The following is a 26,871-nucleotide window of genomic DNA, read 5'->3' on the forward strand; positions in this document are numbered from 1 at the left end:
TCAGCAGCAGCGCCGCCGCCCAGGCGCGCTGCGTGCTGGGATCGGTGTTGGTGGGCGAGGTGGGACTCATCAGCTGACGGTAAATGTAGGTGGGCAGGGTGCTCATCCAGCCCGCGAAGACGTTCATGTTGATGGTGTTCACGAAGCCTGCGGTGACCAGCAGCGGGGCGGTCTCTCCGATGACGCGGGCAATGGCCAGGGTGACGCCCGAAGCGATGCCGGAAATCGCCGTCGGCACCACCACTTTGAGGATGGTGCGCCACTTGCGCACCCCCAGGGCATACGCGGCCTCGCGCAGCTCGTTCGGTACGATCTTGAGCATTTCTTCGGTGGAACGCACCACCACGGGAATCATCAGGACGGAAAGCGCGACGGCGGCCACAAAGCCGGTGCGCATGCCCGGTCCGAAGACGAGGGCGAAGAAGGCTGCCGCGAACAGGCCGGCAACAATCGACGGGATTCCGGTCATGACGTCCACGAAGAAGGTGATGGCCCGGGACAGCGGTCCGCCGTTGCTGTACTCCACCAGGTAGACGGCGGTCAACAGACCAATCGGCACCGAAATGAGCGTGGCCCACAGGGTAATCAGGAGCGTGCCCACAATGCCGTGGTACGCCCCGCCCAGCACCGGGCCGCCTGTCTGGGCACTGTTGTTGTCCACGGCGCCGGTCATGCCGCCCATGGAGGTGAACAGGAAGTCCGGGCTCAGGCCCGCCAGGCCCTTGGACAGGACGGTGAAGATCACGGAGACCAGGGGAACCAGCGCCAGGAGGAAGGAGCCGCAGATCAGGTAGGTGGCGAAGCGGTCAACCGCGCGCCGGCGTCCTTCGACGATCCCGGTCATGGCGGTGGCGCCGAGCACAAAGATCACCGCGGTGAAGATGGTGAAGCTCGTAATGCCGAAGCCGATCAGCGCGGACAGGGCTGCGCCCAGGATGACCGCGGCTCCCAGCACCACCCACACTGCGTACGGCGGGAGCTGGTTCTTGGTCAGTGTCGCCGGGCGGCGGCTGAGTGTTTGAGTCTGCATCAGTTGGCTCCGGAGAATTCTTTATGGCGGCTGATGATCCAGCGCGCAATCACGTTCACGGCCAGGGTGATGAGGAACAGCACCAGGCCGGCGGCGATCAGCTCGGACAGGCGCAGGCCGTATGCCTCGGGGAAGTTCAGGGCAATTTCCGCAGCGATTGTCTGGTTGCCCGGACGGATCAGGCTGGCAATCAGGCCGCCGGAAGAGAGAACAAGGGCCACGGCCATGGTTTCACCCAGGGCGCGTCCCAGACCCAGCATGACGGCGCTGATGACGCCCGGGCGGGCGAACGGGAACACTGCCATGCGGATCATTTCCCAGCGGGTGGCGCCCATGGCCAGGGCTGCCTCCTCATGGAGTTTCGGAGTTTGCAGAAAGATCTCGCGGGTCAGCGAGGTAATGATCGGCAGCACCATGACTGACAGCACAATCCCCGCGGTCAGCATGGTCTTTCCGGTCTGGCTGGCCGGGCCGGAGAAGATCGGGATCCAGCCGGCATTGTCCGCCAGCCACGTGTACGGACCCACAAGGGCCGGTGCGAGCACCATCATCCCCCAGGCTCCGTAGACCACTGACGGGATGGCTGCCAGCAGGTCAATGAGGTATCCCAGCCCCTGGGCCATGCGGCGCGGCGCGTAGTGCGAGATGAACAGCGCAACCCCGATGCCCACCGGCGTCGCAATCAGCAGCGCAATGGCGGCTGCGATGACGGTACCGATGACCAGCGGCCAGATGTAGGTGAAGAACCCCTCGCCGCCGCTGATGTCCGCTGAATCTGCGGTAAACGTGGGCAGCGCCTGCCAGAGCAGGAAGACAGCCACGGAAAACAGGACAAGAAGGATGAGGCAGCCGGCCAGGAGCGTGATTCCGGAGAACACCTTGTCTCCGGCACGGCCGGCACCACCGGTGCCTTCTATGGACTTGCTGGACACTGCACAACCCTTCGGTTCTTCACTGGCAACTTCTTAAACTCTACTGACCCTGCGCTGATCCCTTTGACACGGTGCTTCAGTCTGCCGCTGCAATCCCCCCCCATTTACTGTCCCACGGCCCGGCGAAGGCTGCGAACAGGAGGGGCTGCGAACAGGACGGGGCAGGCCCGCCCGGCGGCGGCACCCGGAAGCTCCGCCGCCGGAACCTGCACACGGACTACTTGGTGACGCTGATGGTCGCCAGTGCGGCTTCTGCCTTCTCGCGCAGCGGCCCTGACAGTTCCGCGTTGCCTGCCGCGTCCGCTGCAGCTGCCTGCCCCTCTTCACTGACCACGTAGGAGCCGAAGGCCTTCACCAAATCAACGGTGTCAGCATCCGGGTAGGTTGTGCAGTAGATGTGGTAGGAGACCAGGACCACGGGGTAGGCGCCGGATTCCGTGGTGTCACGGACCAAATCCATGGCCATGTCAGCCTCGGGGCGGCCCTCGCCGGTCACCGGCGTGGAGGCTTCCACGGCCTTCGCCGCGGCCTCTGAGCTGTAGGGGACGTACTCTTCGCCAACCTTTACGGCGACAGTGCCCATGCCCTCGACTGCTGAGGCATCCGCGTAGGTGACGGCTCCGTCAGTGGCGCCGGCAGCGGAGACAACGCCGCTGGTGCCCTGTGCATTCTCCTGGCCGTCCAGCTCCGCCGGCCATTCACCGCTGGCCTCACTTGTCCAGACGGCCGGCGCTGCAGCCGCGAGGTACTCTGTGAAATTCTCGGTGGTTCCCGACTCGTCGGAGCGGTGGACCACGGTGATGGGAGTGTCAGGCAGCTCGGTGCCCTCATTCTGGCCGGCGATCGCGGGGTCATTCCACGTGCTGATGTCGCCGCGGAAAATGCCTGCAACCGTCTCGGCATCCAGGTTGAGTTCATCCACGCCGTCCAGGTTGAAGGCGATGGCGATGGGCGAGATGTAGGCGGGAATGTGCAGCGCTCCGTCCGGCCCGCACGCCTCGATGGAGGCTCCCACCTCCTCGTCCTTCAAATGGGCATCCGAACCGGCAAACTGCACTCCACCGGCGAGCAGTGCCTTGCGTCCTGCACCCGATCCGTCCGGAGAGTACTGCACGGCGGCGTCCGGGTTTGCTGCGGTAAAGCCCGCTATCCAGGCCTGCATCGCGGAGTCCTGGGAGGAGGCACCGGAGCCGGAAAGCGTCCCGGAGAGGGCGCTTTCCGATGAGGACGACGGCGTGCTGCCGCCGGCGGGGGTGATGGCGCTGTCACTGCCGCACGCCGACAAGGCGAGAGCGGCGGCTGACAGCAGGGCTGCGGAACGAACAATGCGAATTACCGACACGTCTGCCCCTTTCAAGGGCTCGTTTTCCGTAGAGCAGGCGCCCCGGCACGTGCCGGCACACCGGGACGTCTTGCCGTCCCTCCACCGATGGTGGACGGAGAAGGTTAACGAAAGGTGAACGGGGACAAGCGGCGCAGGAAACTCTGTCCGGCATACCTGTATCAACGTGCTGCGGGTGTTGCCCCGCCGGATCTGCCCGGCTCCGAAGCGCGTCACAGACGCTTCCGGGATGGAGGCCGCACCGCGTGCCCCCTAGACTGTTGGCATGCCCCCACGCGACCGCCTTGCCCAAAGCCGGGGGTTCCTGCGCAACCGGGTCAACGTTGGGCTGCGCCGAAGCCGCGACTCGATCATTCCCGCCCTGCAGATGACCATCTGCGCCGTGGGAGCCTACGGCTTTGCCGAGTATGTGCTCGGCCATGAGGGCCCGCTCTTCGCGGCCACTGCCGCACTCATTTCGCTGGGCTTTTCCCGGGAGCCGCGTACCCGCAGGGTGCTGGAGGTTGGCATTGGCTGCACCCTGGGCATCACCATCGGTGAACTCCTGCTGCATGTGCTGGGCACGGGACTGTGGCAGGCCGCCGTCGTACTCTTCTTCTCTGTCATGCTGGCCCGCTTCCTGGACCGCGGCGTCATCTTTACCACCCAGCTGGGCCTGCAGTCGCTGCTGGTGGTCCTGCTGCCCGCCCCGGACGGCGGCGTGTTCACGCGCAGCGCCGATGCCGTGGTGGGCGGGCTGTTTGCCCTCCTGGTCACCATGCTGGCTCCGCGCGATCCCCGGCGGGAACCGAAGGCGAACGTCCGCGACCTGCTGCACGAGCTCTCCGCGGTGCTGCGCCAATGCGCCGACGCCGTGGCGAAAAGTGACTCCACCATTGCCTGGCACGCCCTGGTGCGCGCCCGCAACACGCAGCCCCAGCTGGACCTGCTCACCCGCAGCGTGCGCGATGCCCGCGAGATTGCCCGGATATCCCCGGCCTACCGGCGGCATTTGGCGGAACTGGGGGACCTGCGGGGGTCCATCGGTTACCTGGACCTGGCAGTGCGCAACAGCCGCGTCTTTGCCCGCCGCACCACGTCGGTCATCAATCACGCAGCACTCGATGACGAGGCCATCGAACGGGTTACCGAGGTGGTGAACGATACGGCCGACGCCGTCGACATCCTCGCCCGCGCACTGGCCGGCGGTGAGTCCGCGGGGACGAGGGAAAGGCACCTTCGCCAGGCACGCAATGAACTTACCGCCGTCGGTTCGCAGCTGAACCCCGGCTCCCTGGGCATCACCAACATTCAGGGGGACGCGCTGATCATGCTTTTCCGGCCGCTTGTGGTGGATCTGCTCGAGTCCACGGGACTCACCCACGAGGAAGCAGTGAGCTGCCTGTCCGAAGTGTGATCACCGGGCCCGGGCTGCGGCGCGGACGTGTCAGTGCGGCGGGATAGCCTGTTTTTATGGCCACAAAGACAACCCGCGCAAAAACCGCCAACTACCGCTGTGCCGAGTGCGGCTGGACCACCGCCAAGTGGGTGGGCCGCTGCGGTGAATGCCAGGCGTGGGGCACCGTGGAGGAAGCCGGGGAAGTCATTGCCCGAACCACTGCTGCTGCCACCGTTACCCGCCCGGCGCAGCGCATTGCGGACGTGGACTCCACCACCGCCGCCTATCAGGCCACGGGAGTGGATGAGCTGGACCGCGTTCTGGGCGGCGGACTGGTCCCGGGTGCCGTTATCCTCCTGGCCGGTGAACCCGGGGTCGGAAAATCCACGCTTCTGCTGGATGTGGCGGCCAAGGTGGGGAACCTCGGACGGGATGTCCTGTACGTCACCGGTGAAGAATCCACGGCGCAGGTAAAACTGCGTGCCGAGCGTATCGGTGCGGTGTCGGATTTTCTGTACCTGAGCGCTGAAACCGATCTGGGCCAGGCCCTGGGCCAGGTGGAACAGGTCAAGCCCGCCCTGTTGATCGTCGACTCCGTGCAGACCCTGAGCAGCTCCGCCGTGGACGGCAGCGCCGGCGGGGTCAGCCAGGTCCGCGAAGTGGCAGCCTCCCTGATTGCGGCGGCCAAGGAACGGAACATGACCACCCTGCTCGTGGGGCACGTGACCAAGGACGGTTCCATCGCCGGCCCCCGGCTGCTGGAACACCTTGTGGATGTGGTCTGCCAGTTCGACGGCGACCGGCACTCCCGCCTGCGCCTGCTGCGGGCCGTGAAAAACCGCTACGGCCCCACCGATGAAGTGGGCTGCTTCGACCTGACGGAAGAGGGCATTGTGGGCCTCGCGGACCCCTCCGGACTGTTTGTGTCCCGGACCAAGGAACCCGTGTCCGGCACCTGCATTACCGTCACGCTGGAAGGGAAGCGGCCGCTGGTGGCCGAGGTCCAGTCATTGCTGGCCGAAACCAGCAACGCTCAGGCCCGGCGCGCCACCAGCGGACTGGATTCTTCTCGGGTCGCCATGCTCCTGGCGGTGCTGCAGCAGCGGGCGTCCATGAATCTGGCCAAGGATGACAGCTACGTGGCCACAGTGGGCGGGGTCAAGCTCAGCGAGCCGGCCACCGATCTGGCAGTGGCCCTTGCCGTCGCATCCGCAAAGATGAACAAACCCCTTCCTGCCCAGCTGATTGCCTTCGGAGAGGTTGGCCTGGCCGGAGAGGTGCGGCCCGTCCCCGGCATTGCACGGCGGATCCAGGAAGCGGAACGCCTCGGTTTCACGCACGCGGTGGTACCGGCTTCCCCCAACGGCCCCGGTGCGGTTCCGGCGGGTTTCCACGTCCGGGAGGTCTCCACCCTGACGGAGGCACTCAAGCTCTTGTTCTAGGACGGAGCACACCTGCGGCGGACGGCACAAAGGTGATCATTGTCCCGTGCGGGACCACTACTATAGGGAAAGTGTCTGTGCATTGTCCGCCCAGAACGTCAGTGGGCCCGACGGCCGGAAGGAAGTGACCGTGGCACGAAGTCCCGAAGATTCATTGAAGGCCACCCTGGCCCGGGTAGCACCCGGAACCGAGCTCCGCGATGGTCTGGAGCGCATTCTGCGCGGCCGCACCGGTGCCCTGATCGTCATGGGCTTTGACCGGACCGTTGATTCCATCTGCTCCGGCGGATTCGATATCGGCATCGATTTTTCACCTACCCGTCTGCGGGAACTGGCCAAAATGGACGGTGCCATTGTCTGTGACAAGGACGCCAAGACCATTCTGCGTGCAGCAGTGCAGCTGGTGCCGGACCACACCATCGAAACGCACGAATCCGGAACCCGGCACCGCACCGCGGAACGCGTAGCCATCGAGACCGGTTTTCCGGTCATCTCAGTCAGCCAGTCCATGCAGATCATCCAGCTCTACGTGGGCGGACTGCGCCATGTGCTGGAAGGTTCCGAGCCGATGCTGGCCCGCGCCAACCAGGCTCTGGCCACGCTTGAGCGCTACCGGGCGCGTCTGGACCAGGTCACCAATTCCCTGTCCGCCCTGGAAATCGAAGCCATGGTCACGGTCCGGGATGTGGCTGTCACCCTGCAGCGCCAGGAAATGGTGCGCCGCATTTCCGAGGAAATCTCCCAGTATGTCCTCGAGCTCGGGGTGGACGGCCGCCTGTTGTCGCTGCAGCTCGAGGAACTCACCGCCGGCCTGGGTCCGGGCAGCGAGATGATTGTCCGGGACTACGCTGACCTGCAGGACGGCACCCAGCGGCCGGATGACCAGGTGGCCACGCTGCAGAACCTCAGCTCCTCCGACATAGTTGACCTGGCCAAAATCGCCGCAGTAGTGGGGTTCCAGCCCGGCCAGGATTCATTGGAAGCCGTGGTGCAGCCGCGCGGCTACCGGCTGCTCAGCAACATCAAGTCAGTGCCGCCGGCGGTCTCCAACCGGCTGGTGGACCACTTCGGCGGCCTGCAGAACCTCATGGCCGCCAATATTGATGACCTGATGACGGTGGACGGCATCGGCGAGCAGCGCGCCCGCACCGTGCGCGAGGGGCTCTCACGCATTGCCGAGACCAGCCTGCTCGACCGGTTCATGTAACGGGCGGTTCATGTAACGGGCCGTTCATGCAGCGGCCGGGCACCGGGTCTACCATCCGGCGGGCCGGTCCCTCCCGCTCGAAGCCCGGTTACTCCAGCTCGAAGGTGGTCCGTTCGCTGCTGATGTCCCCCAGGCGCGCGGTGAACGAGTAGGTTCCCGGGTTGGGGTTGCTGGGAACATCCGCGCATCCGGGGGCCGAGCGCTGGCGTTCCCAGTTGAACTTTGCCGTTTCCACGCTGTTGGGCTTGATGGTCTTGAACAGGTCCTCCCCGGCCTGCTGGCAGTCAACAGAGGAGAAGATCCGGTCCGGCCCGCTGGTGATGATGAACTCCATTTGGCTGGTCCCCACATTGACGGCGCAGGCTTCCGTCCCGGTGTTGGTGACCGTCATGGTCAGCACCGGCGAAACGCCGGCTGCATAGCTCAAGGCGTCGGTAGTGGCGCTGACTCCCACGGAGGCCGGCGGACACGGCTCCGGTGCGGCGGTTGCGCTGGCCGTAGCTGCCGGGCTGGGAGCAGGAGAGGTCGGAGCAGCCGTACCGGTGGCCGGCGCCGCTCCGGGCTGCTGGTTGTCCGGGCCGGGAAGAGTGGCTTCCTCTGTTGTTTCCGAGGCGGAAGCACTGTTGTCTCCCTGGAGCATCTTGACCGCGGCGGTGATGCCTGCGATCAGGCCTGTCAGGACCAGGAGCACCAGGATTCCTGCGACAATCCTGCGCCTCCGGTAGACCGCCGCGCTGGGCCGCTCTGGAGCCCTGTTAGATGTTTCGTTCCCAACCATGACTTAAGGCTAGGTAACCGGCCCCGGATTACCTGCCGCACCACGCCGGTTAGTAGAGTATTGCTGGTCATAACCGAGGGAGAATGCATGGAACCGGGCCTGCAGCAGGCGCCGCAGCTGCATACGGAAATCATCAGCTGGTTTACGGCTAATGCACGCGATTTGCCGTGGCGGCGTCCCGAGTGCAGCCCGTGGGGTGTGTTCGTCAGTGAAATCATGCTTCAGCAGACCCCCGTGGTGCGGGTATTGCCGGTGTGGGAGCAGTGGATGAAGCGCTGGCCTGAACCGTCCGCGCTGGCTGCGGAGCCGAGCGGGGAAGCGGTTCGCGCATGGGGCCGGCTGGGGTACCCCCGGCGAGCACTTCGGCTGCATGCCGCTGCCACCGCCATGACGGACCGCTTCGGCGGTTCTGTACCCGCCACCCGGGAGGAACTCCTGACCCTGCCCGGAGTGGGCACCTACACCGCTGCGGCGGTGGCTTCCTTTGCTTTCGGCCGCAGGGAAACCGTAGTGGACACCAACATCCGCCGGGTCCATGCCCGGGCACTTTCCGGCAAAGCGCTGCCTGCGCCGGCGCTGAATGCCGCCGAAATGCGCCTGGCCGCGGCACTGCTGCCCGGGGATGACGCCGCCTCCGTCGCCTGGAACGCGTCCGTCATGGAGCTGGGGGCCCTCGTGTGCACTGCCCGATCCCCCAAGTGCGCAGCGTGTCCGGTGCGGGAGCGGTGCGCCTGGCTGGCGGCAGGAGAACCCGCCCCCGAGTACGTCCCGAAAGGACAGGCCTGGGCCGGCACCGACCGGCAGGTCCGCGGCGCCCTCATGGCCGTTCTGCGGTACGCCCGGGGGCCGGTGCCCCGGAAGACGCTCCTTGGCCCGGCGGATTTGGTGACAGCCGCGCCCGGCAACTCCGCAAGGGACGCTGCGGATGCCGCCGCAGGGACGGAAGCAGCCGCACTGGCCAAACTGCGCGCCCTGCAGGCACCCGCCGAACAGCTGGAGCGCGCACTGGCAGGCCTGCTGGCAGACAAGCTGGCCGAAGAAAACGACGCCGGACTGCAGCTTCCCGCCTGACCGCGGCAGCCGCCGGGCCCGCCGGACTAGATCTCGCCGAAACCGTTGCGGACTTCGAGTGCCATCATGTCCACCGCCCGGGCAGCGTCAGGCCCGCGTGCCGTCACGGTCAGGGTTTTTCCCTGTCCCAATCCGAGCGTCATCAGCATCATCACTGACTTGGCGTCCACTCCGTTGATGCGCACCTCCGCATCCAGGTCGGACATAGCCTGGGCCACGGCCGCAGCCGGGCGGGCGTGGAGTCCCGCAGGGTTTATGAGTTCCCACGAACCGGAGTGAACCCCGGGATCACCGGGACCAAAATCCCCTGCACCGGCATCGTCGGTTTCCCCGGTACCGGTTTCAGGTTCGGTTCCGGTTGCGGGGGCGGTTCCGGAATTCCCGGTGCCCGGGTCGCCGGTGCTGCCCGGCCCCGGAATTCTTCCCGCCGACTCGGCCTCCTGCAGCACTGCCTGCAGGCTCCTCCCCGTTTGGGCTGCCACTGCCGCTGCCACGGTTCCTTCAACCAGCGGCGCATCTGCCAGGCGTACACGTGCCCGCTGCTCGTCTTCGAGGAATTCCACTGCCGTTTCCGCGGTCATAACCGCTGATCCCAAATCGGCAAGCAGCAGTGCCCCGTCACCGGAGTCCGCCGCGGCAATGGCAGCGGAGATTTTCTCCAGGCTGGTGCCGATTCCGCCGTCGTCCGTACCTCCGGCCGTTTCGATCGTGACGTCCCGCGCCATCTGGGCCGCCAGTTCCCGGACACCGTCAGCGAGTTTGGCGCTGTGTGAAACGATCACCAGTCCAACACTCATGAGCCCTCTTCCGCCGTTTGGGCCGCAGCCTGCAGGATAAGGACTGTTGAAGCCGCACCGGGATCAAGGTGGCCCGCGCTGCGCTCTCCAAGATAGCTGGCCCGGCCTTTGCGGGCTATCAGCGGTTCAGTACCGGCTAGCCCCGCCCGGGCGCCGTTTGCCGCGGCAGCAAGCACTTCGGCCGGTGAAGCCGAGGCGCCGGCTGCTGTCTGGGCGGCCTCTACTGCGGGCGTCCAGGCATCCACCATGGTTTTGTCCCCCACTTCGGCTTTCCCGCGGGCAACAATCCCGTCCCTTGCAGCAGCAAGGACCGTCACCAGGGTTTCCGGTTCCAGGTCCAGTGCCTGCCCGGCCGCCGTGGCGGCCCGCAGGAAAGCCGTGCCGTACAACGGTCCCGCTGCCCCGCCAACCTTGGACATCAGGGTCATCGCGGCAAGCTTCATCACTTCGCCCGGCGTGGCCGGCGTCCCCTCCGCGTCCAGCTTCTCCACCACCGCAGAGAAACCGCGGTCCATGTTCTCGCCATGGTCCGCATCACCGATGTCCCGGTCCAGATCGATCAGATGCTGCCGGTTCTCGGCCATGGCTGCGGCTGCCGTGCGCATCCACCGGTCTGCCCATGCTGCGTCCAGTGACATGGTTACATCCCCCATCGCAGGGCCGGTGTGTTGACCGGCGAATCCCAAAGTTCCGTCATTTCATTGTCCAGCCGCAGCACCGTCACCGAGGCGCCCTGCATATCCAGGGCCGTGATGTAGTTTCCCACCAGGGAACGTTCAACCCGGATGCCGCGCTCGGCCAGCACTTGCGCTGCCCGGCGGTAGACAATGTACAGCTCACTGAGAGGGGTTCCGCCCATCCCGTTCACGAACAGGAGCACTGGATCCCCGGACGAGGCTCCCAGATCCTGCAGAACCGGCTCCAGCAGCTGGTCCGTGATGGTGTTGGCATCCGCCATGGGCATCCGACGCCGGCCCGGCTCGCCGTGGATGCCCACCCCCAGCTCTATTTCATTCTCCGCCAGGGTGAAGCTTGGTTCCCCGGCGTGGGGAACGGTGCAGGAGGCGAGGGCCACGCCCATGGACCGGACATTGGCATTGACCCGTTCCGCCACCGCGGCCACCTGCTCCAGGGTGTCTCCCCGTTCCGCCGCCCCGCCCGCGATCCGTTCCACCAGGACCGTTCCGGCTACTCCGCGGCGGCCCGCCGTGTAGAGCGAATCCTCCACTGCGACGTCGTCGTTCACCACCACAGTGGCTACCGTGATGCCCTCCGCCTGCGCCAGTTCAGCGGCGGTCTCAAAGTTCAGGATGTCGCCCGTGTAGTTCTTGACGATCAGCAGGACTCCGGCGCCGGTGTCAGTTTCAGTGATGGCAGGGAGGATCTGATCCGGGGTGGGGGACGTAAACACCGCTCCGGGGACTGCCGCGTCCAGCATGCCGGTGCCCACGTAGCCGCTGTGCAGCGGTTCGTGTCCGCTGCCGCCGCCGGAAACCAGGGACACCTTGTCCCGTGAGGGCTCCCGCCGCAGCACAAGATCAGGGTCCGTGCGGACGCGAACCAAGTTATGGTGGGCCAGCCCAAATCCGGCGAGGGACTCGGAGACAACCCTGCGCGGGTCATTGATTAGCTTCTTCATCTTTGAGCAGCTCCTTCAACGCAACGGCCCGTACAGACGACGCGGCGGCACCGGGGTGGACGGGGTCAGGACATCTTCGACCCTACCCCCGGGACTGAGCGTTGGACAGGCGATCATGGGGACCGTTTAAACAGCAGCGGGAGGGGCACCATGCCCCTCCCGCTGCTTCTCGGACGTGTTACGTCCTAAGAAGTCTTACTTGCCCTTGAAGGCATCCTTGACGTTTTCGCCGGCCTGCTTGGCACTGCCCTTGGCCTGGTCCCCGTGTCCTTCAGCTTCCATGCTCTCGTTGCCGGTGGCCTTGCCGAGGCCTTCCTTGATCTTGCCGCCAAGCTTCTCGGCTGAATTCTGCACCTTGTCATCTGCGCCCATAACTGGAACCCGCTTTCTGATCGTGGTTCGCCCGGCATCTGCCGTCTTGCCGAACCGTGAATGATGCTAAGTACCCTGAGCTTATCCACCTGCAGGAGGAAAAGGCCAGCTCATGAAGATCAGTTCCCCTGACTGCGAACACCCGCCGCAGCGGCGTCGCTACAGGGTGCGGATCATCCGGGTGTTCCCCAGAGTGTTGGGCTTGACCCGCGCAAGGTCCAGGAACTCGGCCACTCCCTCGTCGTGGGAGCGCAGCAGTTCGGAGTAAACCTCCGGATCCACGGCCGACTGGTTGGCCATGACCTCGAATCCGTGGCGGCGGAAGAAGTCCACCTCAAAGGTCAGGCAGAAGACACGTTCCACGCCAATCTCCACGGCATCCGCCAGCAGGGAATCCAGCAGGACATGCCCTACTCCGCGTCCGCGCCAGCGGTGGTCTGCGGCCAGGGTCCGCACCTCGGCGAGGTCCTCCCACATAACGTGCAGCGCACCGCAGCCAACCACCTCACCGTCGGGCGCTTCCGCGATCCGGAACTCCTGCAGCCCCTCGTAGTAGGCAACGGCTTCTTTCGCCACCAGGATCCGCTCCTCGGCCAGGGGTGCCACGAGGGAACGAATGCGGTGAACATCGGAGGTGCGGGCCCGGCGGACAGTGATGGCGGTGGAAGTCACCGGTCCAGTCTAGGACTGCACGCACGCCCACCCGCAAAACGGCTGTCAACGCGCGCAATGGAAAGATCCCGAAACGTGAAAGGACCCGGCGGGCTCAATGCCCGCCGGGTCCTTTCAACTGTTCACACTGCTCAGTCGGCTAGTCGCCGACGCCCGCCTCGATGGCAGACGGTGCCTCTTCGAGGGCCTTGGGAACGCCGTGTCCCACGAACGTGAAGGTGGCGTCGTCTCCTTCGCCCTCCACGTCCACGGACACCAGTTCACCGGGCTTCAGATCCCCGAACAGGATCTTTTCGGAAAGCTGGTCCTCGATCTCGCGCTGGATGGTCCGGCGCAGCGGCCGGGCACCCATGGCGGGATCGTAGCCGCGGGTGGCTAGCAGGACCTTGGCAGCAGGAGTCAGCTCGATGGTCATGCCCTTGTCCGCCAGGCGCTTGCCCAGGCGTTCCAGGAACAGATCCACGATCTGAACAATCTCCTCCTGCGTGAGCTGCGGGAAGACCACCGTGTCATCAACACGGTTCAGGAACTCGGGACGGAAGTGCTGACGCAGTTCCTCCGTGACCCGTGCCCGCATCCGGTCGTAACCGGTCTTCGTGTCGGTGCCGGACTGGAAACCGGTGGAGACACTCTTGGAGATGTCCCGGGTACCCAGGTTGGTGGTCATGATGATGATGGTGTTCTTGAAGTCCACCACGCGGCCCTGGCTGTCTGTCAGGCGGCCGTCTTCGAGGATCTGAAGCAGCGAGTTGAAGAGGTCCGCGTGGGCCTTTTCCACCTCGTCGAACAGCACCACGGAGAACGGACGGCGGCGAACCTTTTCGGTCAGCTGCCCGCCTTCTTCGTAGCCGACATAGCCCGGAGGGGCACCGAAGAGCCGGGAAACGGTGTGCTTCTCGGAGTATTCGGACATGTCCAGCGTGATGAGTGCATCTTCATCACCAAAGAGGAATTCCGCCAGCGCCTTGGCAAGTTCGGTCTTACCCACACCGGTGGGACCGGCGAAGATGAAGGAACCGCCCGGGCGCTTGGGATCCTTGAGTCCAGCCCGCGTACGGCGCATGGCCTGCGAGATGGACTTGATCGCCTGATCCTGACCGATGACGCGCTTGTGCAGCTCGTCTTCCATCTTGAGCAGGCGCGTGGATTCTTCTTCGTTGAGCTTGACCACGGGGATACCGGTGGAATTGGCCAGCACCTCGGCGATGAGTTCCTCATCCACCTCGGCAATGTCATCCAGGCCGCCGGACTTCCACTGGCGCTCCTTTTCAGCCCGCTGGTCATGGAGCTTCTGCTCCTTGTCCCGCAGGTTGGCAGCACCTTCGAAGTCCTGGGAATCGATGGCTGATTCCTTTTCCAGCTTCAGCGCAGAGATGCGCTCATCGATCTCCTTGAGCTCCGGCGGAGCCGTCATGCGGCGGATCCGCAGCCGGGCACCGGCTTCATCGATCAGGTCAATGGCCTTGTCCGGAAGGAACCGGTCGCTGATGTAGCGCTCCGCCAGGGTTGCGGCGGAAGTCAGCGCGGCATCCGTGATGGACACGCGGTGGTGCGCTTCGTAGCGGTCCCGCAGCCCCTTCAGGATTTCGATGGAGTGCGCTACGGAAGGCTCATTGACCTGGATCGGCTGGAAACGCCGCTCCAGAGCCGCATCCTTCTCGATGTGCTTGCGGTACTCATCCAAGGTGGTGGCACCGATGGTCTGCAGTTCTCCGCGGGCCAGCATCGGCTTCAGGATGGAAGCCGCATCAATGGCGCCTTCAGCGGCACCGGCGCCCACGAGGGTATGGATCTCATCAATGAACAGGATGATGTCGCCGCGGGTGCGGATTTCCTTGAGGACCTTCTTCAGGCGTTCCTCAAAGTCACCGCGGTAGCGGGAGCCGGCCACGAGGGATCCCAGGTCAAGCGTGTACAGCTGCTTGTCCTTGATGGTTTCCGGAACGTCGCCGCGGACAATGGCCTGGGCCAGTCCCTCAACGACTGCCGTCTTGCCGACGCCGGGCTCACCAATAAGAACAGGGTTGTTCTTGGTGCGGCGGGACAGGACCTGCATGACCCGTTCCATCTCGTGCTCGCGGCCGATCACCGGATCAAGCTTGGACTCGCGCGCAGCCTGGGTGAGGTTGCGGCCGAACTGGTCCAGGACAACCGAACCTGCCGGCTGGCCTTCCTGCTGCTGTCCGCCGGAGGTGACAGGCTCTTTCCCCTGGTATCCCGAGAGCAGCTGGATGACCTGCTGGCGCACCCGGTTCAGGTCAGCACCAAGCTTAACCAGCACCTGCGCGGCCACACCTTCGCCTTCACGGATCAGTCCGAGCAGGATGTGCTCGGTGCCGATGTAGTTATGGCCAAGCTGGAGGGCTTCCCGGAGGGAGAGCTCAAGGACCTTCTTGGCGCGCGGGGTGAAGGGGATGTGGCCGGACGGGGCCTGCTGGCCCTGACCGATAATCTCCTGCACCTGCTCACGCACGGCACCGAGCGAGATACTCAGGGATTCAAGGGCCTTAGCTGCGACACCTTCACCCTCATGAATGAGCCCGAGCAGGATGTGCTCGGTGCCGATGTAGTTGTGGTTGAGCATGCGAGCCTCTTCTTGGGCAAGCACGACAACGCGACGGGCACGGTCGGTAAATCTTTCAAACATGAGGCACACTCCTAGCTAACGCGTATTTCGATGCTACGTGTCCTGCGCGTGCTTAAGGAGCATGTTCGCCGTAGGCGTGACCCCGGCGCCGGATATGGTTCCCCGGGAGCCCCCTGCCGGGCCTTAGCCCTGCGCGGCTCGGTACGCTTCGATGATTTCGCTGTTTACGCGTCCGCGCTCTGAAACGGTGTATCCGTTATTGCGGGCCCATTCACGGATCTGCGCCGCTTCGTTGCTGCGTGCAGAACCTGCAGCGCGGGGACGGCCGGTGCGGCCGCCCACCTTGCGGCCTGCGTCCAGGTACGGCTTCAGGGCTGCACGGAGATTCTTTGCATTGTCCGTGGACAGGTCGATCTCGTACTGGGTTCCGTCCAAGCCGAACCGTACGGTCTCATCCGCACTTCCGGCATCGAGGTCATCGACCAGAATGATTTTTACCTTTTGCGCCATGACAGGCTCCTAAGCAGTGTTAAATCGGAAAAACAGAATGAGACCACTTAGAGTATGACGCAATTTTGAATGCCCCGTCAAAGCTTAGTCAGGATCTTAATTACTTTCTTTTTCCTGAGCATGGCTATTTCCATCCCGTTCGGCAGCAAGATCGGCTTCCCGTTCCGCTTCAGCCAGTGCTTTCCGCTCTGAGCGATCAACGTTCAGAAGGGCCTTCATCACAAAATAAAAGAGAGCTCCGACACAAACTGAGGGCAGCAGAACTTCGATATATTCCATGGTCTAACCCATTTCCGGCTTTAAGAGGGGGAACAAAATTGTTTCCCGGATACCTGTGTTCGTGAAAAGCATCACGAGCCGGTCAATTCCCAGCCCGATGCCGCCCATGGGCGGTGCACCGTATTCAAGGGCACGGAGGAAGTCCTCGTCAAGGGCCATCGCTTCATCGTCGCCCCCCGCAGCCTTAAGGGACTGGGCGGTGAGACGCTCGCGCTGAATCACGGGGTCAATGAGCTCCGAGAATGCGGTGCCGCGCTCCATGCCGCCGATGATCAGGTCCCAGGCTTCGATAAGGCGGGGGTCATTCCGGTTAGGCCGGGCCAGCGGCTGAGCGGACGGCGGGTAGTCATACACGAAAGTCGGCTGAATCAGCTTCGGTTCGACAATCTCGCCAAAGAGCTCAACCACGAGCTTTTCCGCATCCCAGCTCGGATCCACCTTGACTTCATGCTTTTCGGCAATTGCACGTAGCGTCTCGGCGCTGGTGTCGGGCGTGATTTCCTCGCCGACGGCCTCGGAAAGGCCCGGGTAAACGGACAGCCACTTCCACTCACCGTCCAAATCAATCGTCCCGGCTTCGGTCTCGATCTGACGGCTGCCCACAAGATCAGCGCAGTGCAGGATAATCTCCTTGATGCGGTCTGCCATCACGTACTGATCCGCGTATGCCTCGTAGCATTCCAGCGTGGTGAATTCGGGGCTGTGCGTCGAGTCCACACCCTCATTGCGGAAAATACGTCCCAGTTCAAAGACCCGTTCAATGCCGCCGACAACCGCCCGCTTAAGGTACAGCTCGGTGGCAATGCGCAGGGTCATTTTCTGGTCAAAGGCATTGAGGTGTGTTTCGAACGGGCGCGCCGCCGCACCTCCGTGGATCAGCTGCAGCATGGGAGTTTCCACTTCCACGTACCCGTGGTTGTGGAGGGTGTCCCGGACCCCGCGGATGATGGCTGCGCGCTTGTACACCATGTCCCGGGCTTCCTCACGGACCATCAGGTCCACGTAGCGCTGCCGGACCCTGGTCTCCTCGTTCAGTCCGGCGTGCAGCACCGGCAGGGGGCGCAGGGCCTTGGAGGCCATGGACCAGGACTCGGCCATGACGGAGAGCTCGCCGCGGCGCGAGGAGATGACTTCGCCGCGGATGAATACGTGGTCACCAAGATCCACGAGCGCCTTCCAGCCGGCAAGTGACTCTTCTCCGACGACGGCCAGGCTCAGCATGGCCTGGACGCGGGTGCCGTTCCCCTCCTGAAGGGTAGCGAAGCACAGCTTGCCCGTGTTGCGGATGAAGACGACGCGGCCGGTGACACCGACAATTTCACCGCTGGTCTCATCCGCCTGCAGGTGTCCGAACTTTTCCCGAATCTCCTTCAGGGAGTGCGTGCGTTCCACACCCACCGGGTAGGCCTCGGCGCCGCCGGCAATGAGACGCGCCCGCTTCTCTGCACGGATGCGCATCTGCTCGGACGTGTCGGCTGCTTCGGGAACGGGAGTGGATCCGGGAACGGAGTTAGATGTGGTCACACCCTTAAGTTTACAGAGCCGCACAGCTTGGGTTTACGGCCGGCACCCAGCTTGTTCGCGGCGGGCGCACAGCAGGATGGTTTAGCTGTTTCCAGAGAGCTCCAGCGGAAGGTTGTCGATCAGGCGCACGGAGCCAACCTGCGCCGCCAGGAGCGCCAGCGCCGGTCTGTCCAGCGGACGGTCCAGGGACGCGAGCGGCTGCAGTGTCTGCGGATCCACAATGTCGAAGTAATCCAGTTTCACCAGCGGCTCCGCTTCCACCAGGGCGACGGCGGCAGCCAGGTCCGGGGGCGCGCCGGCCGAGACCCGGTCCCGCAGGGCAAACAGGGCGCGGGAAAGCACCGTTGCGGCGCGGCGGTGCTCCGGGTCCAGGAACACATTGCGGCTGGATTCAGCCAGTCCGTCCGGCGCCCGGACAACGGGAACGGCTTTGATGTCCGCGTCGAAGCTCAGGTCCGCCGCCATCCGGCGGATCAGCGCCAGCTGCTGGGCATCCTTTTGTCCGAAGTAGGCCCGGTAGCGGACCGGGGTCCCGCCTGCCGCGGCGGGGGACGCGGTGGGGGACGCATAGTGCAGGAGCTTGGCCACCACGGTCAGCACGCCGTCAAAATGCCCGGGCCGCGAGGCACCCTCGTAGCGTGCCCCTAGTTCTCCGGAGCTCACCCGCACGAGCGGCGGTCCCCCCGGATACACCTCCTCCTCGGCGGGTGCGAAGACCAGGTCCACGCCGGCGTCGCCCAGCAGTTTTAGATCCGCTTCGAGGGTGCGCGGATACCGGCGCAGGTCCTCGGGATCGTTGAACTGCAGCGGATTGACGAACACCGTGGCAACGACGACGTCGTTCTCGGCCCGCGCCGCGTCCATCATGGAGCGGTGGCCCTGGTGCAGGGCACCCATGGTGGGGACCAGACCCAAACTCAAGGGACGCTGCCCGGTGGCGTTTCCGGCGTCGGCCCCGGCCCCGCCCTTTGACGCGAGCGCCTCAGCGATGGCAGATTTCAGTTCCGCTGCGGTGCGCAGCAGCCGCGGCGTGCTCACTGTTCGTCCGCATCCCGGGTCAGGGCGTCAATGACGGCCTTGCCGCGGGCTTCGCTCAGCAGGCCGCGGTCCATGGCCCGCAGGGCCGTGGCCAGGGACAGGGCCCGGTAGGTATCCCGCATGTCGGCGCTGTCCCCGGCGGACATTTCCGCCAGGTGCGCGGTCACGGTTCCGGCGTCGCCGCGGGCTACGGGTCCGGTCAGGGAATGTTCTCCGGAGGCCAGGGCGTTTTCCAGCGAAGCACGCATGAGCGGACCCAGCAGCCGGTCCGGATTCTCCACCCCGATGTCCTTCAGCAGCTGGGTGGACTGGGCTGTAATGGTGACCAGGTGGTTGGAGGCATGCGCCAGTGCCAGGTGATAGTTGACCCGGTCCGCTTCATCGATGACCACGGGTTCGGCACCCATCTCCACTACCAGGGCCTGGGCGATGGGCAGTACGGCAGCAGGGGCGGTCACGCCGAAGGAGCAGTCAGCCAGCCGGGTCAGGTCAAGGCTCATGCCGGTAAATGTCATGGCCGGATGCAGGGCCAGCCCAATGGCACCGGCCCGGCGGGCAGGTTCCAGGATCTCCGTGCCGAAGCGCCCCGATGTGTGGGCAACCAGCTGACCGGCCTGCCAGGCATTGGTGGCCGCGAGTCCGGAAACCAGCGGACCCAGGGCGTCATCCGGAACGGCAAGGAGCACCAGTTCGGAACGTTCCACAATGTCCGGGATGTCCATGACCGGTACGCCGGGCAGCAGGTTGGCCGCGCGCTCACGGCTCTCCTCGCTCACTGCGGAAACCCCGACGACGGCGTGCTCGGCCGCGCGCAGGGCCGCACCCAGGACGGCTCCAACCCGGCCGGCGCCGATCACGCCGATACCGAGCCGGCCTCGCCGCCGTTTGTCGGCGGTGCTCATCTCAGAGCTGTTCATGGGGGTACTCCTTGGAAACCGGTTCAGGGGAAAGGTGTGGTGAGGGCCCGGGTGCCGGGGCGCCGCCGGAGCTGTTCCACCGGCCGGTGCGGTCCCTGCGCCGGGCGTCGCGTGCCCGGACTGCCTGTTCGAGGAACAGTGTGCGCGCGTCGCCGTCGTCGATTTTCCGCACGTGCGGACGGACCGGGCCGGGGGTGGAATGCAGGATCAGGTCAGTGGTGCCAAAGCGCCGGCGGAGCGGGCCCTGCTCCAGGGCGATGGACTGCGTGCGTTCATGCGGCACCACCGAAAGGACCCGCCAGAGCGCTCCGCTGCGGATGAGCAGTGCAGTGTCCGTCAGGGCGTAGCCGTTGCGGCGCCAGGCCAGCGGAGCAATCCAGCGGGCCCGGCGCGGCGTCGTGATGAATCCGCCGGCACCGTCCCGTCCGGTGATGCCGGCCGTAAAGACATCCACGGGGCGGTCGGTGCCAGGCTCGGGCAGGACGAGGGCGAGGACGGCAAACACTTCGGCCAGCGTCCCTGCGGGCAGGAGCTTTGTCCGGGCCTGGGTGTCGGAGGTGGTGCCGGCACCGTAGCCTGCCACATTGACCGACACGCGGTACCACCCGGTGAGCCGCCACAGCGGTGACTGTGTGACGGACACTGCCTGGATCCGGCCGGGAGGTACGGTCTGGGTGCGGGTGTCCAGCAGGCCGTAGCGCAGCCGGATGCCGTCCCGGGAGACCGAGGCGCGGAAATTGAAGGACGTGGAGAATTCGGTCCAGTATCCGCCCGCAGTGCCGAAGAGGATGGGCAGCATGATGGCCAGGCTAATCGCCTCTGAGGTGGCAACGGTGATCGCCAGGACCACGGCAATGCCGAAGAGCAGGAACAGGGTGGTGCCGGAGAGCAGGGTGGCTGCAATGACCCGTCCCGGCCGCAGTTCCAGGACGGGCTGCTCGGGTGCCTCGAGGTGACCGGGAACAAAGGTACCGCCGGCGGGGCCGGTTCCGGTCCCGCCGGGACTGTCCTCGGCGCCGGCGTCGTCGGAACCGGCTTCCGTGCCGCCTGTTGGGGGGACAGCACCGGCCCCGGTATCGCTGCCGGCACCGGAGGCACGGCCCAGGAGCAGGGCCCGCAGCCGCTGCGCATCGTTGAGTTTCAGGTAGGCCAGCTGGACCGCGGATTCTCCGGCGTCGGCAACCTCAAAGCGCAGTTCAGCCAGGCCGAACAGCCGCGCCAAAAGCGGCTGGACAATGTCGATGGCCTGCACCCGGTCCAGGCGGGCCTGGCGCTGTTTGCGGAACACCACGCCGGAATGGACCCGGACGTGGTCATCGGTGACCTGGTAGCGGGTGAACCACCAGGACAGGAAAAAGATGCCGGCCAGGATCAGCAGGACCCCGGCGAGGATGCCCGCAGCAATGAGCAGGGCGGTACCGTCAAGCGGGTTTCCCGGTGCTGAGTTGTTGTCGCCGCGGAAGCCGGCGGTCTCCTCGAACCAGTTCCGGCCAATGACGAAGGCGATCGCGGCCAGTGCAATCCATCCGCGCACCAGCGGTGACACCGGATGGACGCGGGACCATTCCCCGTTGTGCGGGATGCTCACAGTCCGGCCAACTGCGTTTCGCCGCGTTCGGACAGGTGCTCCCGCAGCCGTGCGCCTTCGGCGGCGGGAAGGCCTGGCAGCACGGCGTTGGTGCCCGGTGCGGCAGTGTGCAGTTTGACGGAGCACAACCCGAAAGCCCGCTCAAGCGGGCCCACGGTGACGTCCACATACTGCATCCGGCCGTACGGAACCACGAGGGTGCGCTGGAAAAAGATGCCGCGCCGCAGCAGGAAGTCCTCGTTGCGTTCCGCGTAGCAGACCGCACGGACCTGCCGCGGCAGCAGAATCCCGCGCCAGAGATACGCGGCCGCGACCACAGCGGGAAGCCCCCAGGCGAGCCAGTCCGGAACCCAGGTCCAGGCCCCGATGCTTCGCAGGATGAGGGGAAGGCAGGCCGCGGCCACTGTGAGGACGGCTTCCACCGCCCAGCCGGTGAGGCGGACCGTAAGGTACCTGGGCGAGATGTGCTCCCAGGACAGGCCGTCCGGGTCAATGGCTTCGCTAGGCATATTCTCCGTCTTCCCGTTCATCTGCGTCATCCGGGCGGGCAGCGGTGCCGCGCCCGTGGGAATCATCCGGCGGAAGCCGGCAGAAGCGTTCCACCAGGAGCCCGACGGAGATCATGAGGATCCCTCCGGCGATCATAGCCAATGATCCCCAGGTGGCCGGATGTCCCGGACGCAGCGACCACAGCGGAAGCTGCTGGATGAAAACCCCTGCGTGCCAGCCCAGAAGCAGCGAACCGGCGTAGGCAGTGGCCTGGGCCAGGACGAGCGTCCGGGCGGCGGCGATCGGGTTCAGCTCGCGGTCGCGCCGGCCCTGCTGCCAGCGCCGCACCCGCAGCCCGAGGACGAGCGTGGCTCCCGATATCAGCACGACGGTCAGCAGCCCGAAGATGCTCAGGACTGCCGGGGGCAGGGAGTTGCGGGTTGCCCAGTCGTTGATCAGCCAGCCGGCAACGCCGGATGCGAGGGCAAAGACAGCCAGCCAGCGGTATCGGATGCTTCCCACGGTGAGGATCAGTCCCCTTCGAAGATTTCCAGGCCGGGCAGGTCTTCGGCCCTGGCCGCCAGTTCAGCCACGCGGGTACCCGAAAGCACGGCGTCCGGGTCCATCCAGGCCCAGGGCTGGAGCACAAAGGCCCGGGTCGAGGCGCGGGGATGGGGCAGGGTCAGGGTTTCGTCGTCAAGCACCGTGTCGCCGTAGGTGATGATGTCGACGTCGAGCGTCCGCGGACCCCAGCGCACCTCGCGGACGCGGTGGTGGGCGTTTTCCACCGCCTGGCAGTGCGCCAGCAGGTCATGCGGGGCGAGGTCCGTCTCCACGGATATGACGAGATTGAGGTAATCCGGCTGGTCCGGGCCCCCCACGGGACGGGTGCGGACCACCGGGGACACCGCCTGCAGGCGCACACCGGGATGGTCAGCCAGCTGGGCGACGGCGTCGGAGAGTGTATCTCGGCTCTCACCGAGGTTGCTGCCCAGTGCCAGGACGGCGGTCACGGGAGCGGCGCTCATGACCGGCTCCGGCGGATGGTCACCGATACATCACCAAACGGAACCGTGATGGGTGCCTGCGGCTTGTGCACTGTTACTTCCACGGCCTCTACGCCCGCGAAGCCGTCCAGGACGGCCGCGGCAATACGTTCGGCCAGTGCTTCGATCAGGTTCAGGGGCTCACCGCTGATGATGGCCGCCACCTGCTCGGCAAGGATGCCGTAGTGGGCGGTCCTGGTGAGATCATCGCTGAGTCCGGCCGGCTGCAGGTCCGCATGCAGCACGAGGTCCACCACAAACGGCTGTCCGTTGCGGCGTTCCTCTTCGAAGACACCGTGGAAACCCTGCGCGGTGATCCCGGTCAGGGTGATGGTGTCGCGGACGCCGCGCACAGCGGCCTGTACGTCGTCAGTATTGGGGGTGTTCATGGGGTCAGCCTTTCCAGGCGGCAGCGGTCTTGACGGCGTCGATGCTGGGGCCGACGTTGTGCACGCGCACGCACCAGGCGTTGGAGAAGGCAGCCAGCGCGGTGACGGCCGCCGTGGCGCTGTCACGCTCCACCGGCGGCACCGGCTCGCCGTCACGGGTCAGCAGCGAACCCAGGAAACGTTTCCGGGAGGCACCGATCAGCACTCTGTGACCCATGGCGTTCAGGCGGTCGGCAGCGCGCAGCAGTTCCCAGTTGGCGGAACCGTCTTTGGAGAAGCCCAATCCGGGATCAATGATGATCTGCTCCGGGGCAACTCCGGCCGCGTAGAACATTTCCCGGATCTGTTCGAGTTCGGAAATAACCTCGTCAACCACCGAGTGGTAGGCCGCACGCGGATCGGCGCTGCGGACCGCGCCCCGGCTGTGCATCAGGACGTAGTGGACGCCGGTGCGGGCCACCAGTGCCGGCATTTCCGGATCGACTTCCGTGCCGGACACGTCGTTGATGAGGCAGGCGCCGGCGGCAATGGCTTTTTCCGCCGTGGAGACGTTCATGGTGTCAACGCTGACCGGGACGCCGGCACCGGCCAGGGCAGCCACCACTGGGAGGACGCGCTCCTGTTCCTCTTCGGGGCTTACCCGCACGGAGTCGGGGCGGGTGGACTCCCCGCCCACGTCAATAATGTCGGCGCCGCCGTAATACATTTTCAATCCGGCATCGACTGCTGCGCCGGTCTCGCTGAACCGGCCGCCGTCGCTGAAGGAATCCGGGGTGACGTTCAGGATTCCCATCACCAGTGTGCGGCCGGCGGGAAGGTCCCGGAACCGCCGCGTTGTCCCGGCCGGACGCAGGATCTTCAGCGGAGAAGTGGCCGGTCCGGTTCCAGGTGAAGCTGCGAGTGAATCCATGGGCAGACTTCCTAACGTCCGAGGATGAGGCTCATGGCCTCGGCGCGGGTAGCCGTTTCACGCAGCTGGCCGCGCACGGCGGAGGTAACGGTCTTGGCGCCGGGCTTGCGGACCCCGCGCATGGACATGCACAGGTGTTCGCATTCAATGACGACTATGGCGCCGCGCGGGTTGAGGTTGTCCATCAAAGCTTCCACGATCTGCGTGGTCAGCCGTTCCTGGACCTGGGGGCGGCGGGCATAGACCTCCACCAGCCGGGCCAGTTTGCTGAGCCCGGTCACCAGGCCTTCCTGCGACGGGATGTAGCCAATGTGGGCAGTGCCGTGGAAGGGCACCAGGTGGTGTTCGCAGGTGGAGAAGAAGGAAATGTCCTTGACCAGCACCATCTCCTCGTGCTCGATCGCAAAGGTGGTGGCGAGCAGGTCAGCGGGGTCCTGGTGCAGCCCGGCAAAGATCTCTGCGTAGGATTTCGCCACGCGCTTGGGGGTGTCCTGCAGCCCGTCGCGGTCGGGATCCTCGCCGATCGCCAAAAGGATCTCGCGGATCGCCTTCTCGATGCGGGGCTGGTCCACGGGGGCCGGGGGAACGGAGAGGTTCTCCATTGTCAGTTCATCGTCGAAATCCGTCACTGCTTGATCCTACCGTGACTGTTCGGAACGACGGCGGCCCGGCACCTCAGTGCCGGGCCGCCGTTCGCTGCTATCGGGTGTTCTGGTCCGGGGCGCCGGTATCGTCAGTGCGCCCGGCTGTCCCGCCCGTGCCGCCCTGGCCGGGGTGCCCGGATCCGGTGCCCCCGGGCTGCGGGAGCCCGTTGCCGGACACATCAAAGTCCTGGGGCAGGTCAGCGTCCGCAATCTGGTCCTGCGGGGAGACGGTGCCCGGATCCGGCTGCCCGTTGGCCGCCGCTTCACGGCGTTCCCTGGCGGAGACCACCGGCGGCAGGCTGTGGACCTGGCGGGTGGGCTTGGACAGCCACACTTCGCGGACGCCGCGCTTGCGCACGTCGGAGAAGACCTCGGCAATTTCAGCCTGGTTCAGCGTCTCGCGCTCCAGCAGTTCCAGGGCCAGCCGGTCCAGGACGTCCCGGTTCTCGGTCAGGATCTGGTACGCCTCATCGTGGGCGTTGTCCAGCAGGCGCCGGACTTCTTCATCCACCACGTAGGCAACCTGGTCGGAGTAGTTCCGTTCCTGGCCCATGTCCCGGCCCAGGAAGGGCTCTCCCCCGCCGGAGCCGAGCTTCACGGAACCGATCCGCTCGCTCATCCCATACTGGGTGACCATCTTCCGGGCCGTGGCAGTGGCCTTCTCGATGTCGTTGGAAGCGCCGGTGGAGGGGTCGTGGAAGACAATCTCCTCAGCAACGCGGCCGCCCATGGCATAGGCCAGCTGGTCCAGCAGTTCGTTGCGGGTCACCGAGTACTTGTCATCCTGCGGCAGCACCATGGTGTAGCCGAGGGCACGGCCGCGCGGCAGGATGGTCACCTTGGTGACCGGGTCCGTGTTCCGCAGAGCGGCCGCCACCAGGGCGTGTCCACCCTCGTGGTACGCGGTGATCTTGCGCTCGAGTTCCTTCATCACGCGGCTGCGCTTCTGCGGGCCGGCAATGACGCGGTCAATGGCTTCATCCAGTGCGCGGTCATCGATCAGCTGCGCATTGGAGCGTGCCGTCAGCAGCGCCGCTTCGTTGAGCACGTTGGCGAGGTCCGCACCGGTGAAGCCCGGAGTCTTGCGGGCCACGGTTTCCAGGTCTATGCCCTCGGCCATCGGCTTGCCCTTGGCATGGACCTGCAGGATGTGCAGGCGGCCCTGCATGTCCGGTGCCTCGACGCCGATCTGGCGGTCGAAGCGGCCCGGCCGCAGCAGTGCGGGGTCCAGCACGTCGGGACGGTTGGTCGCGGCAATCAGGATGACGTTCGTATTGCCGTCAAAGCCGTCCATCTCGACCAGCAGCTGGTTCAGGGTCTGCTCGCGCTCGTCGTTGCCGCCGCCCACGCCGGCGCCGCGGTGACGGCCGACGGCGTCGATCTCGTCCACAAAGATGATGGCCGGGGCGTTGGACTTGGCCTGCTCAAAGAGGTCCCGGACGCGGGAGGCACCCACACCCACGAACATTTCCACGAAGTCGGAACCGGAGATGGAGTAGAACGGCACTCCGGCTTCGCCTGCCACCGCGCGGGCCAGCAGGGTCTTACCGGTACCGGGAGGGCCGTACAGCAGCACGCCCTTGGGGATCTTGGCGCCCACGGCCTGGAACTTGGCCGGGTCCTGCAGGAACTCCTTGATTTCGTGCAGTTCCTCCACGGCTTCGTCAGCTCCGGCGACGTCGGCGAAGGTGACCTGCGGCATGTCCTTATTGGTCAGCTTGGCCTTGGACTTGCCGAATTTCATGACCTGCGAACCGCCGCCCTGCATGCGGGAGAGCAGGAACCAGAAGATGACACCGATGATGATGAAGGGCAGGAACAGTCCGAGGAAGCTGGTGAACCAGTTGGTCTGCACCGGCTGGTCGGTGAAGCCGGCGGCACCGGAATCGTTGACGGCCTCGACAATGTCATCGCCGCGGGCCGTGCCGAAGTAGAACTGGACGTTCTTGGCGGGTTCGGGGTCGTCGCCGCGCAGAGTCAGGTCAACGCGCTGTTCACCGTCATAAATCTTGGCCTGCTCAACCTTCTGGTCCTTGAGCAGCTGCAGGCCCACGCTCGTGTCCACCTGGGTTGCCCCGTTGGGGGAAAGGGTGGGAAGAATGAGCACCAAAAGGGCCAGTGCCAGGATGATCCAAATGCCCGGTCCCTTGAAGAAGTTCTTAGATTTCATTCGTCGTCAGGGCGTACGCCCCGTCCCTCCTGATCAACAACGCTGATAATGCGCGGAAATATACTCGAACAAGCTATACACCGTTACCTGATGGAACACGTCCGGAATGACGGGAAAGTT

The 26,871-nt window shown here is 65.4% G+C and carries 27 protein-coding genes; 4 read left to right on the forward strand and 23 right to left on the reverse strand.

Features of this window, described 5'->3' with window-relative positions:
- The 3 genes from pstA to pstS all read right to left on the reverse strand — a co-directional run.
- Positions 1-1,030, reverse strand: a 1,030-nt coding sequence (pstA, locus tag QMA10_RS11160) for a phosphate ABC transporter permease PstA (RefSeq protein WP_290168385.1), incomplete at its 3' end; no start/stop codon positions are given.
- Positions 1,030-1,962: a phosphate ABC transporter permease subunit PstC gene (gene pstC / locus QMA10_RS11165; protein WP_104053572.1), complete on the reverse strand. Its 933-nt coding sequence runs from the start codon at positions 1,960-1,962 to the stop codon at positions 1,030-1,032. The genes pstA and pstC, both read right to left, overlap by 1 nt.
- A 217-nt stretch (positions 1,963-2,179) precedes the next feature.
- Entirely contained in the window at positions 2,180-3,304 is a 1,125-nt protein-coding gene (gene pstS, locus QMA10_RS11170) for a phosphate ABC transporter substrate-binding protein PstS (protein WP_290168388.1), read from the reverse strand.
- A 265-nt stretch (positions 3,305-3,569) separates the two neighbouring features.
- Here pstS and QMA10_RS11175 point away from each other — a divergent pair, with 265 nt between their 5' ends.
- The 3 genes from QMA10_RS11175 (at position 3,570) to disA (ending at position 7,331) form a co-directional block, all read left to right on the forward strand.
- Positions 3,570-4,700 (forward strand): FUSC family protein, encoded by a 1,131-nt coding sequence (locus tag QMA10_RS11175; protein WP_290168390.1) that lies wholly within the window; start codon positions 3,570-3,572, stop codon positions 4,698-4,700.
- Positions 4,701-4,756: 56 nt separating this feature from the next.
- Positions 4,757-6,124 (forward strand): DNA repair protein RadA, encoded by a 1,368-nt coding sequence (gene radA / locus QMA10_RS11180; protein WP_290168391.1) that lies wholly within the window; start codon positions 4,757-4,759, stop codon positions 6,122-6,124.
- 130 nt (positions 6,125-6,254) lie between these two features.
- Positions 6,255-7,331 (forward strand): DNA integrity scanning diadenylate cyclase DisA, encoded by a 1,077-nt coding sequence (gene disA, locus QMA10_RS11185; RefSeq protein ID WP_290168392.1) that lies wholly within the window; start codon positions 6,255-6,257, stop codon positions 7,329-7,331.
- An 88-nt stretch (positions 7,332-7,419) separates the two neighbouring features.
- Here disA and QMA10_RS11190 read toward each other — a convergent pair whose 3' ends face one another.
- Positions 7,420-8,109: a hypothetical protein gene (locus QMA10_RS11190; RefSeq protein WP_290168393.1), complete on the reverse strand. Its 690-nt coding sequence runs from the start codon at positions 8,107-8,109 to the stop codon at positions 7,420-7,422.
- Between the two features lie 87 nt (positions 8,110-8,196).
- On the opposite strand from QMA10_RS11190, the gene QMA10_RS11195 reads away from it, so the two are divergent.
- Positions 8,197-9,180 (forward strand): A/G-specific adenine glycosylase, encoded by a 984-nt coding sequence (locus QMA10_RS11195; protein WP_290168395.1) that lies wholly within the window; start codon positions 8,197-8,199, stop codon positions 9,178-9,180.
- Positions 9,181-9,206: 26 nt separating this feature from the next.
- Here the strand turns inward: QMA10_RS11195 and dhaM are convergent, their stop codons facing one another.
- From dhaM to ftsH, 19 genes are all read right to left on the reverse strand, one after another.
- On the reverse strand, positions 9,207-9,977 hold the full coding sequence (gene dhaM / locus QMA10_RS11200) for a dihydroxyacetone kinase phosphoryl donor subunit DhaM (protein ID WP_290168398.1): 771 nt from the start codon (positions 9,975-9,977) through the stop codon (positions 9,207-9,209).
- Positions 9,974-10,615 carry a dihydroxyacetone kinase subunit DhaL gene (gene dhaL / locus QMA10_RS11205; RefSeq protein ID WP_290168399.1) on the reverse strand — a complete coding sequence of 214 codons (642 nt, stop codon included), beginning with the start codon at positions 10,613-10,615 and terminating at the stop codon, positions 9,974-9,976. The genes dhaM and dhaL overlap by 4 nt, the downstream gene beginning before the upstream one ends.
- A gap of 2 nt (positions 10,616-10,617) precedes the next feature.
- A complete protein-coding gene (dhaK, locus tag QMA10_RS11210) occupies positions 10,618-11,616 on the reverse strand; it encodes a dihydroxyacetone kinase subunit DhaK (protein ID WP_290168400.1) in 999 nt (332 codons plus the stop codon).
- Between the two features lie 195 nt (positions 11,617-11,811).
- Complete coding sequence (locus QMA10_RS11215; RefSeq protein WP_290168402.1) at positions 11,812-11,988, reverse strand: CsbD family protein; 177 nt, start codon at positions 11,986-11,988, stop codon at positions 11,812-11,814.
- A gap of 159 nt (positions 11,989-12,147) precedes the next feature.
- Complete coding sequence (locus QMA10_RS11220; protein ID WP_290168404.1) at positions 12,148-12,660, reverse strand: amino-acid N-acetyltransferase; 513 nt, start codon at positions 12,658-12,660, stop codon at positions 12,148-12,150.
- A gap of 139 nt (positions 12,661-12,799) precedes the next feature.
- Complete coding sequence (locus QMA10_RS11225) at positions 12,800-15,307, reverse strand: ATP-dependent Clp protease ATP-binding subunit (RefSeq protein ID WP_290168406.1); 2,508 nt, start codon at positions 15,305-15,307, stop codon at positions 12,800-12,802.
- A 123-nt stretch (positions 15,308-15,430) separates the two neighbouring features.
- Complete coding sequence (locus QMA10_RS11230; RefSeq protein ID WP_290168409.1) at positions 15,431-15,757, reverse strand: Lsr2 family protein; 327 nt, start codon at positions 15,755-15,757, stop codon at positions 15,431-15,433.
- A 96-nt stretch (positions 15,758-15,853) separates the two neighbouring features.
- Positions 15,854-16,036: a hypothetical protein gene (locus QMA10_RS11235; protein ID WP_290168412.1), complete on the reverse strand. Its 183-nt coding sequence runs from the start codon at positions 16,034-16,036 to the stop codon at positions 15,854-15,856.
- 3 nt (positions 16,037-16,039) lie between these two features.
- On the reverse strand, positions 16,040-17,494 hold the full coding sequence (gene lysS / locus QMA10_RS11240; protein WP_290168512.1) for a lysine--tRNA ligase: 1,455 nt from the start codon (positions 17,492-17,494) through the stop codon (positions 16,040-16,042).
- Between the two features lie 147 nt (positions 17,495-17,641).
- Positions 17,642-18,598: a pantoate--beta-alanine ligase gene (gene panC / locus QMA10_RS11245; protein ID WP_290168414.1), complete on the reverse strand. Its 957-nt coding sequence runs from the start codon at positions 18,596-18,598 to the stop codon at positions 17,642-17,644.
- Complete coding sequence (locus tag QMA10_RS11250; protein WP_290168415.1) at positions 18,595-19,515, reverse strand: DUF2520 domain-containing protein; 921 nt, start codon at positions 19,513-19,515, stop codon at positions 18,595-18,597. Before QMA10_RS11250 ends, panC begins: the two co-directional genes overlap by 4 nt.
- The gene (locus QMA10_RS11255; protein WP_290168417.1) at positions 19,502-21,103 is read right to left on the reverse strand and encodes a PH domain-containing protein; all 1,602 of its coding nucleotides are present in this window, start codon (positions 21,101-21,103) and stop codon (positions 19,502-19,504) included. Before QMA10_RS11255 ends, QMA10_RS11250 begins: the two co-directional genes overlap by 14 nt.
- A complete protein-coding gene (locus QMA10_RS11260) occupies positions 21,100-21,612 on the reverse strand; it encodes a PH domain-containing protein (RefSeq protein ID WP_290168419.1) in 513 nt (170 codons plus the stop codon). Before QMA10_RS11260 ends, QMA10_RS11255 begins: the two co-directional genes overlap by 4 nt.
- Positions 21,605-22,114 (reverse strand): DUF3180 domain-containing protein, encoded by a 510-nt coding sequence (locus tag QMA10_RS11265; RefSeq protein WP_290168421.1) that lies wholly within the window; start codon positions 22,112-22,114, stop codon positions 21,605-21,607. Before QMA10_RS11265 ends, QMA10_RS11260 begins: the two co-directional genes overlap by 8 nt.
- Before the next feature lie 8 nt (positions 22,115-22,122).
- Entirely contained in the window at positions 22,123-22,620 is a 498-nt protein-coding gene (gene folK / locus QMA10_RS11270; protein WP_290168423.1) for a 2-amino-4-hydroxy-6-hydroxymethyldihydropteridine diphosphokinase, read from the reverse strand.
- Positions 22,617-23,027 carry a dihydroneopterin aldolase gene (gene folB / locus QMA10_RS11275; RefSeq protein WP_290168425.1) on the reverse strand — a complete coding sequence of 137 codons (411 nt, stop codon included), beginning with the start codon at positions 23,025-23,027 and terminating at the stop codon, positions 22,617-22,619. Before folB ends, folK begins: the two co-directional genes overlap by 4 nt.
- Before the next feature lie 4 nt (positions 23,028-23,031).
- Positions 23,032-23,937, reverse strand: coding sequence for a dihydropteroate synthase (gene folP / locus QMA10_RS11280; RefSeq protein WP_290168428.1), 906 nt, complete (start codon positions 23,935-23,937; stop codon positions 23,032-23,034).
- A gap of 11 nt (positions 23,938-23,948) precedes the next feature.
- Complete coding sequence (folE, locus tag QMA10_RS11285) at positions 23,949-24,539, reverse strand: GTP cyclohydrolase I FolE (RefSeq protein ID WP_290168513.1); 591 nt, start codon at positions 24,537-24,539, stop codon at positions 23,949-23,951.
- A 97-nt stretch (positions 24,540-24,636) separates the two neighbouring features.
- Complete coding sequence (ftsH, locus tag QMA10_RS11290) at positions 24,637-26,751, reverse strand: ATP-dependent zinc metalloprotease FtsH (protein WP_290168430.1); 2,115 nt, start codon at positions 26,749-26,751, stop codon at positions 24,637-24,639.
- Positions 26,752-26,871 lie beyond the last annotated feature (120 nt).

It is taken from the genome of Arthrobacter sp. APC 3897 (genome assembly GCF_030407495.1).
Classification (GTDB): Bacteria; Actinomycetota; Actinomycetes; order Actinomycetales; family Micrococcaceae; genus Arthrobacter_B.

Bases quoted from the DNA above. Each gene is read 5' to 3' on its own strand.
- QMA10_RS11215 (WP_290168402.1), bottom strand. From the start codon at position 11,988: ATGGGCGCAGATGACAAGGTGCAGAATTCAGCCGAGAAGCTTGGCGGC.
- QMA10_RS11175 (WP_290168390.1), top strand. From the start codon at position 3,570: ATGCCCCCACGCGACCGCCTTGCCCAAAGCCGGGGGTTCCTGCGCAAC.
- lysS (WP_290168512.1), bottom strand. From the start codon at position 17,494: ATGCGCATCCGTGCAGAGAAGCGGGCGCGTCTCATTGCCGGCGGCGCC.
- dhaK (WP_290168400.1), bottom strand. From the start codon at position 11,616: ATGAAGAAGCTAATCAATGACCCGCGCAGGGTTGTCTCCGAGTCCCTC.
- QMA10_RS11230 (WP_290168409.1), bottom strand. From the start codon at position 15,757: ATGGCGCAAAAGGTAAAAATCATTCTGGTCGATGACCTCGATGCCGGA.
- folB (WP_290168425.1), bottom strand. From the start codon at position 23,027: ATGAACACCCCCAATACTGACGACGTACAGGCCGCTGTGCGCGGCGTC.
- QMA10_RS11225 (WP_290168406.1), bottom strand. From the start codon at position 15,307: ATGTTTGAAAGATTTACCGACCGTGCCCGTCGCGTTGTCGTGCTTGCC.
- QMA10_RS11195 (WP_290168395.1), top strand. From the start codon at position 8,197: ATGGAACCGGGCCTGCAGCAGGCGCCGCAGCTGCATACGGAAATCATC.
- folE (WP_290168513.1), bottom strand. From the start codon at position 24,539: ATGGAGAACCTCTCCGTTCCCCCGGCCCCCGTGGACCAGCCCCGCATC.
- QMA10_RS11190 (WP_290168393.1), bottom strand. From the start codon at position 8,109: ATGGTTGGGAACGAAACATCTAACAGGGCTCCAGAGCGGCCCAGCGCG.
- ftsH (WP_290168430.1), bottom strand. From the start codon at position 26,751: ATGAAATCTAAGAACTTCTTCAAGGGACCGGGCATTTGGATCATCCTG.
- dhaL (WP_290168399.1), bottom strand. From the start codon at position 10,615: ATGTCACTGGACGCAGCATGGGCAGACCGGTGGATGCGCACGGCAGCC.
- QMA10_RS11235 (WP_290168412.1), bottom strand. From the start codon at position 16,036: ATGGAATATATCGAAGTTCTGCTGCCCTCAGTTTGTGTCGGAGCTCTC.
- folP (WP_290168428.1), bottom strand. From the start codon at position 23,937: ATGGATTCACTCGCAGCTTCACCTGGAACCGGACCGGCCACTTCTCCG.
- QMA10_RS11250 (WP_290168415.1), bottom strand. From the start codon at position 19,515: ATGAACAGCTCTGAGATGAGCACCGCCGACAAACGGCGGCGAGGCCGG.
- QMA10_RS11260 (WP_290168419.1), bottom strand. From the start codon at position 21,612: ATGCCTAGCGAAGCCATTGACCCGGACGGCCTGTCCTGGGAGCACATC.
- dhaM (WP_290168398.1), bottom strand. From the start codon at position 9,977: ATGAGTGTTGGACTGGTGATCGTTTCACACAGCGCCAAACTCGCTGAC.
- folK (WP_290168423.1), bottom strand. From the start codon at position 22,620: ATGAGCGCCGCTCCCGTGACCGCCGTCCTGGCACTGGGCAGCAACCTC.
- radA (WP_290168391.1), top strand. From the start codon at position 4,757: ATGGCCACAAAGACAACCCGCGCAAAAACCGCCAACTACCGCTGTGCC.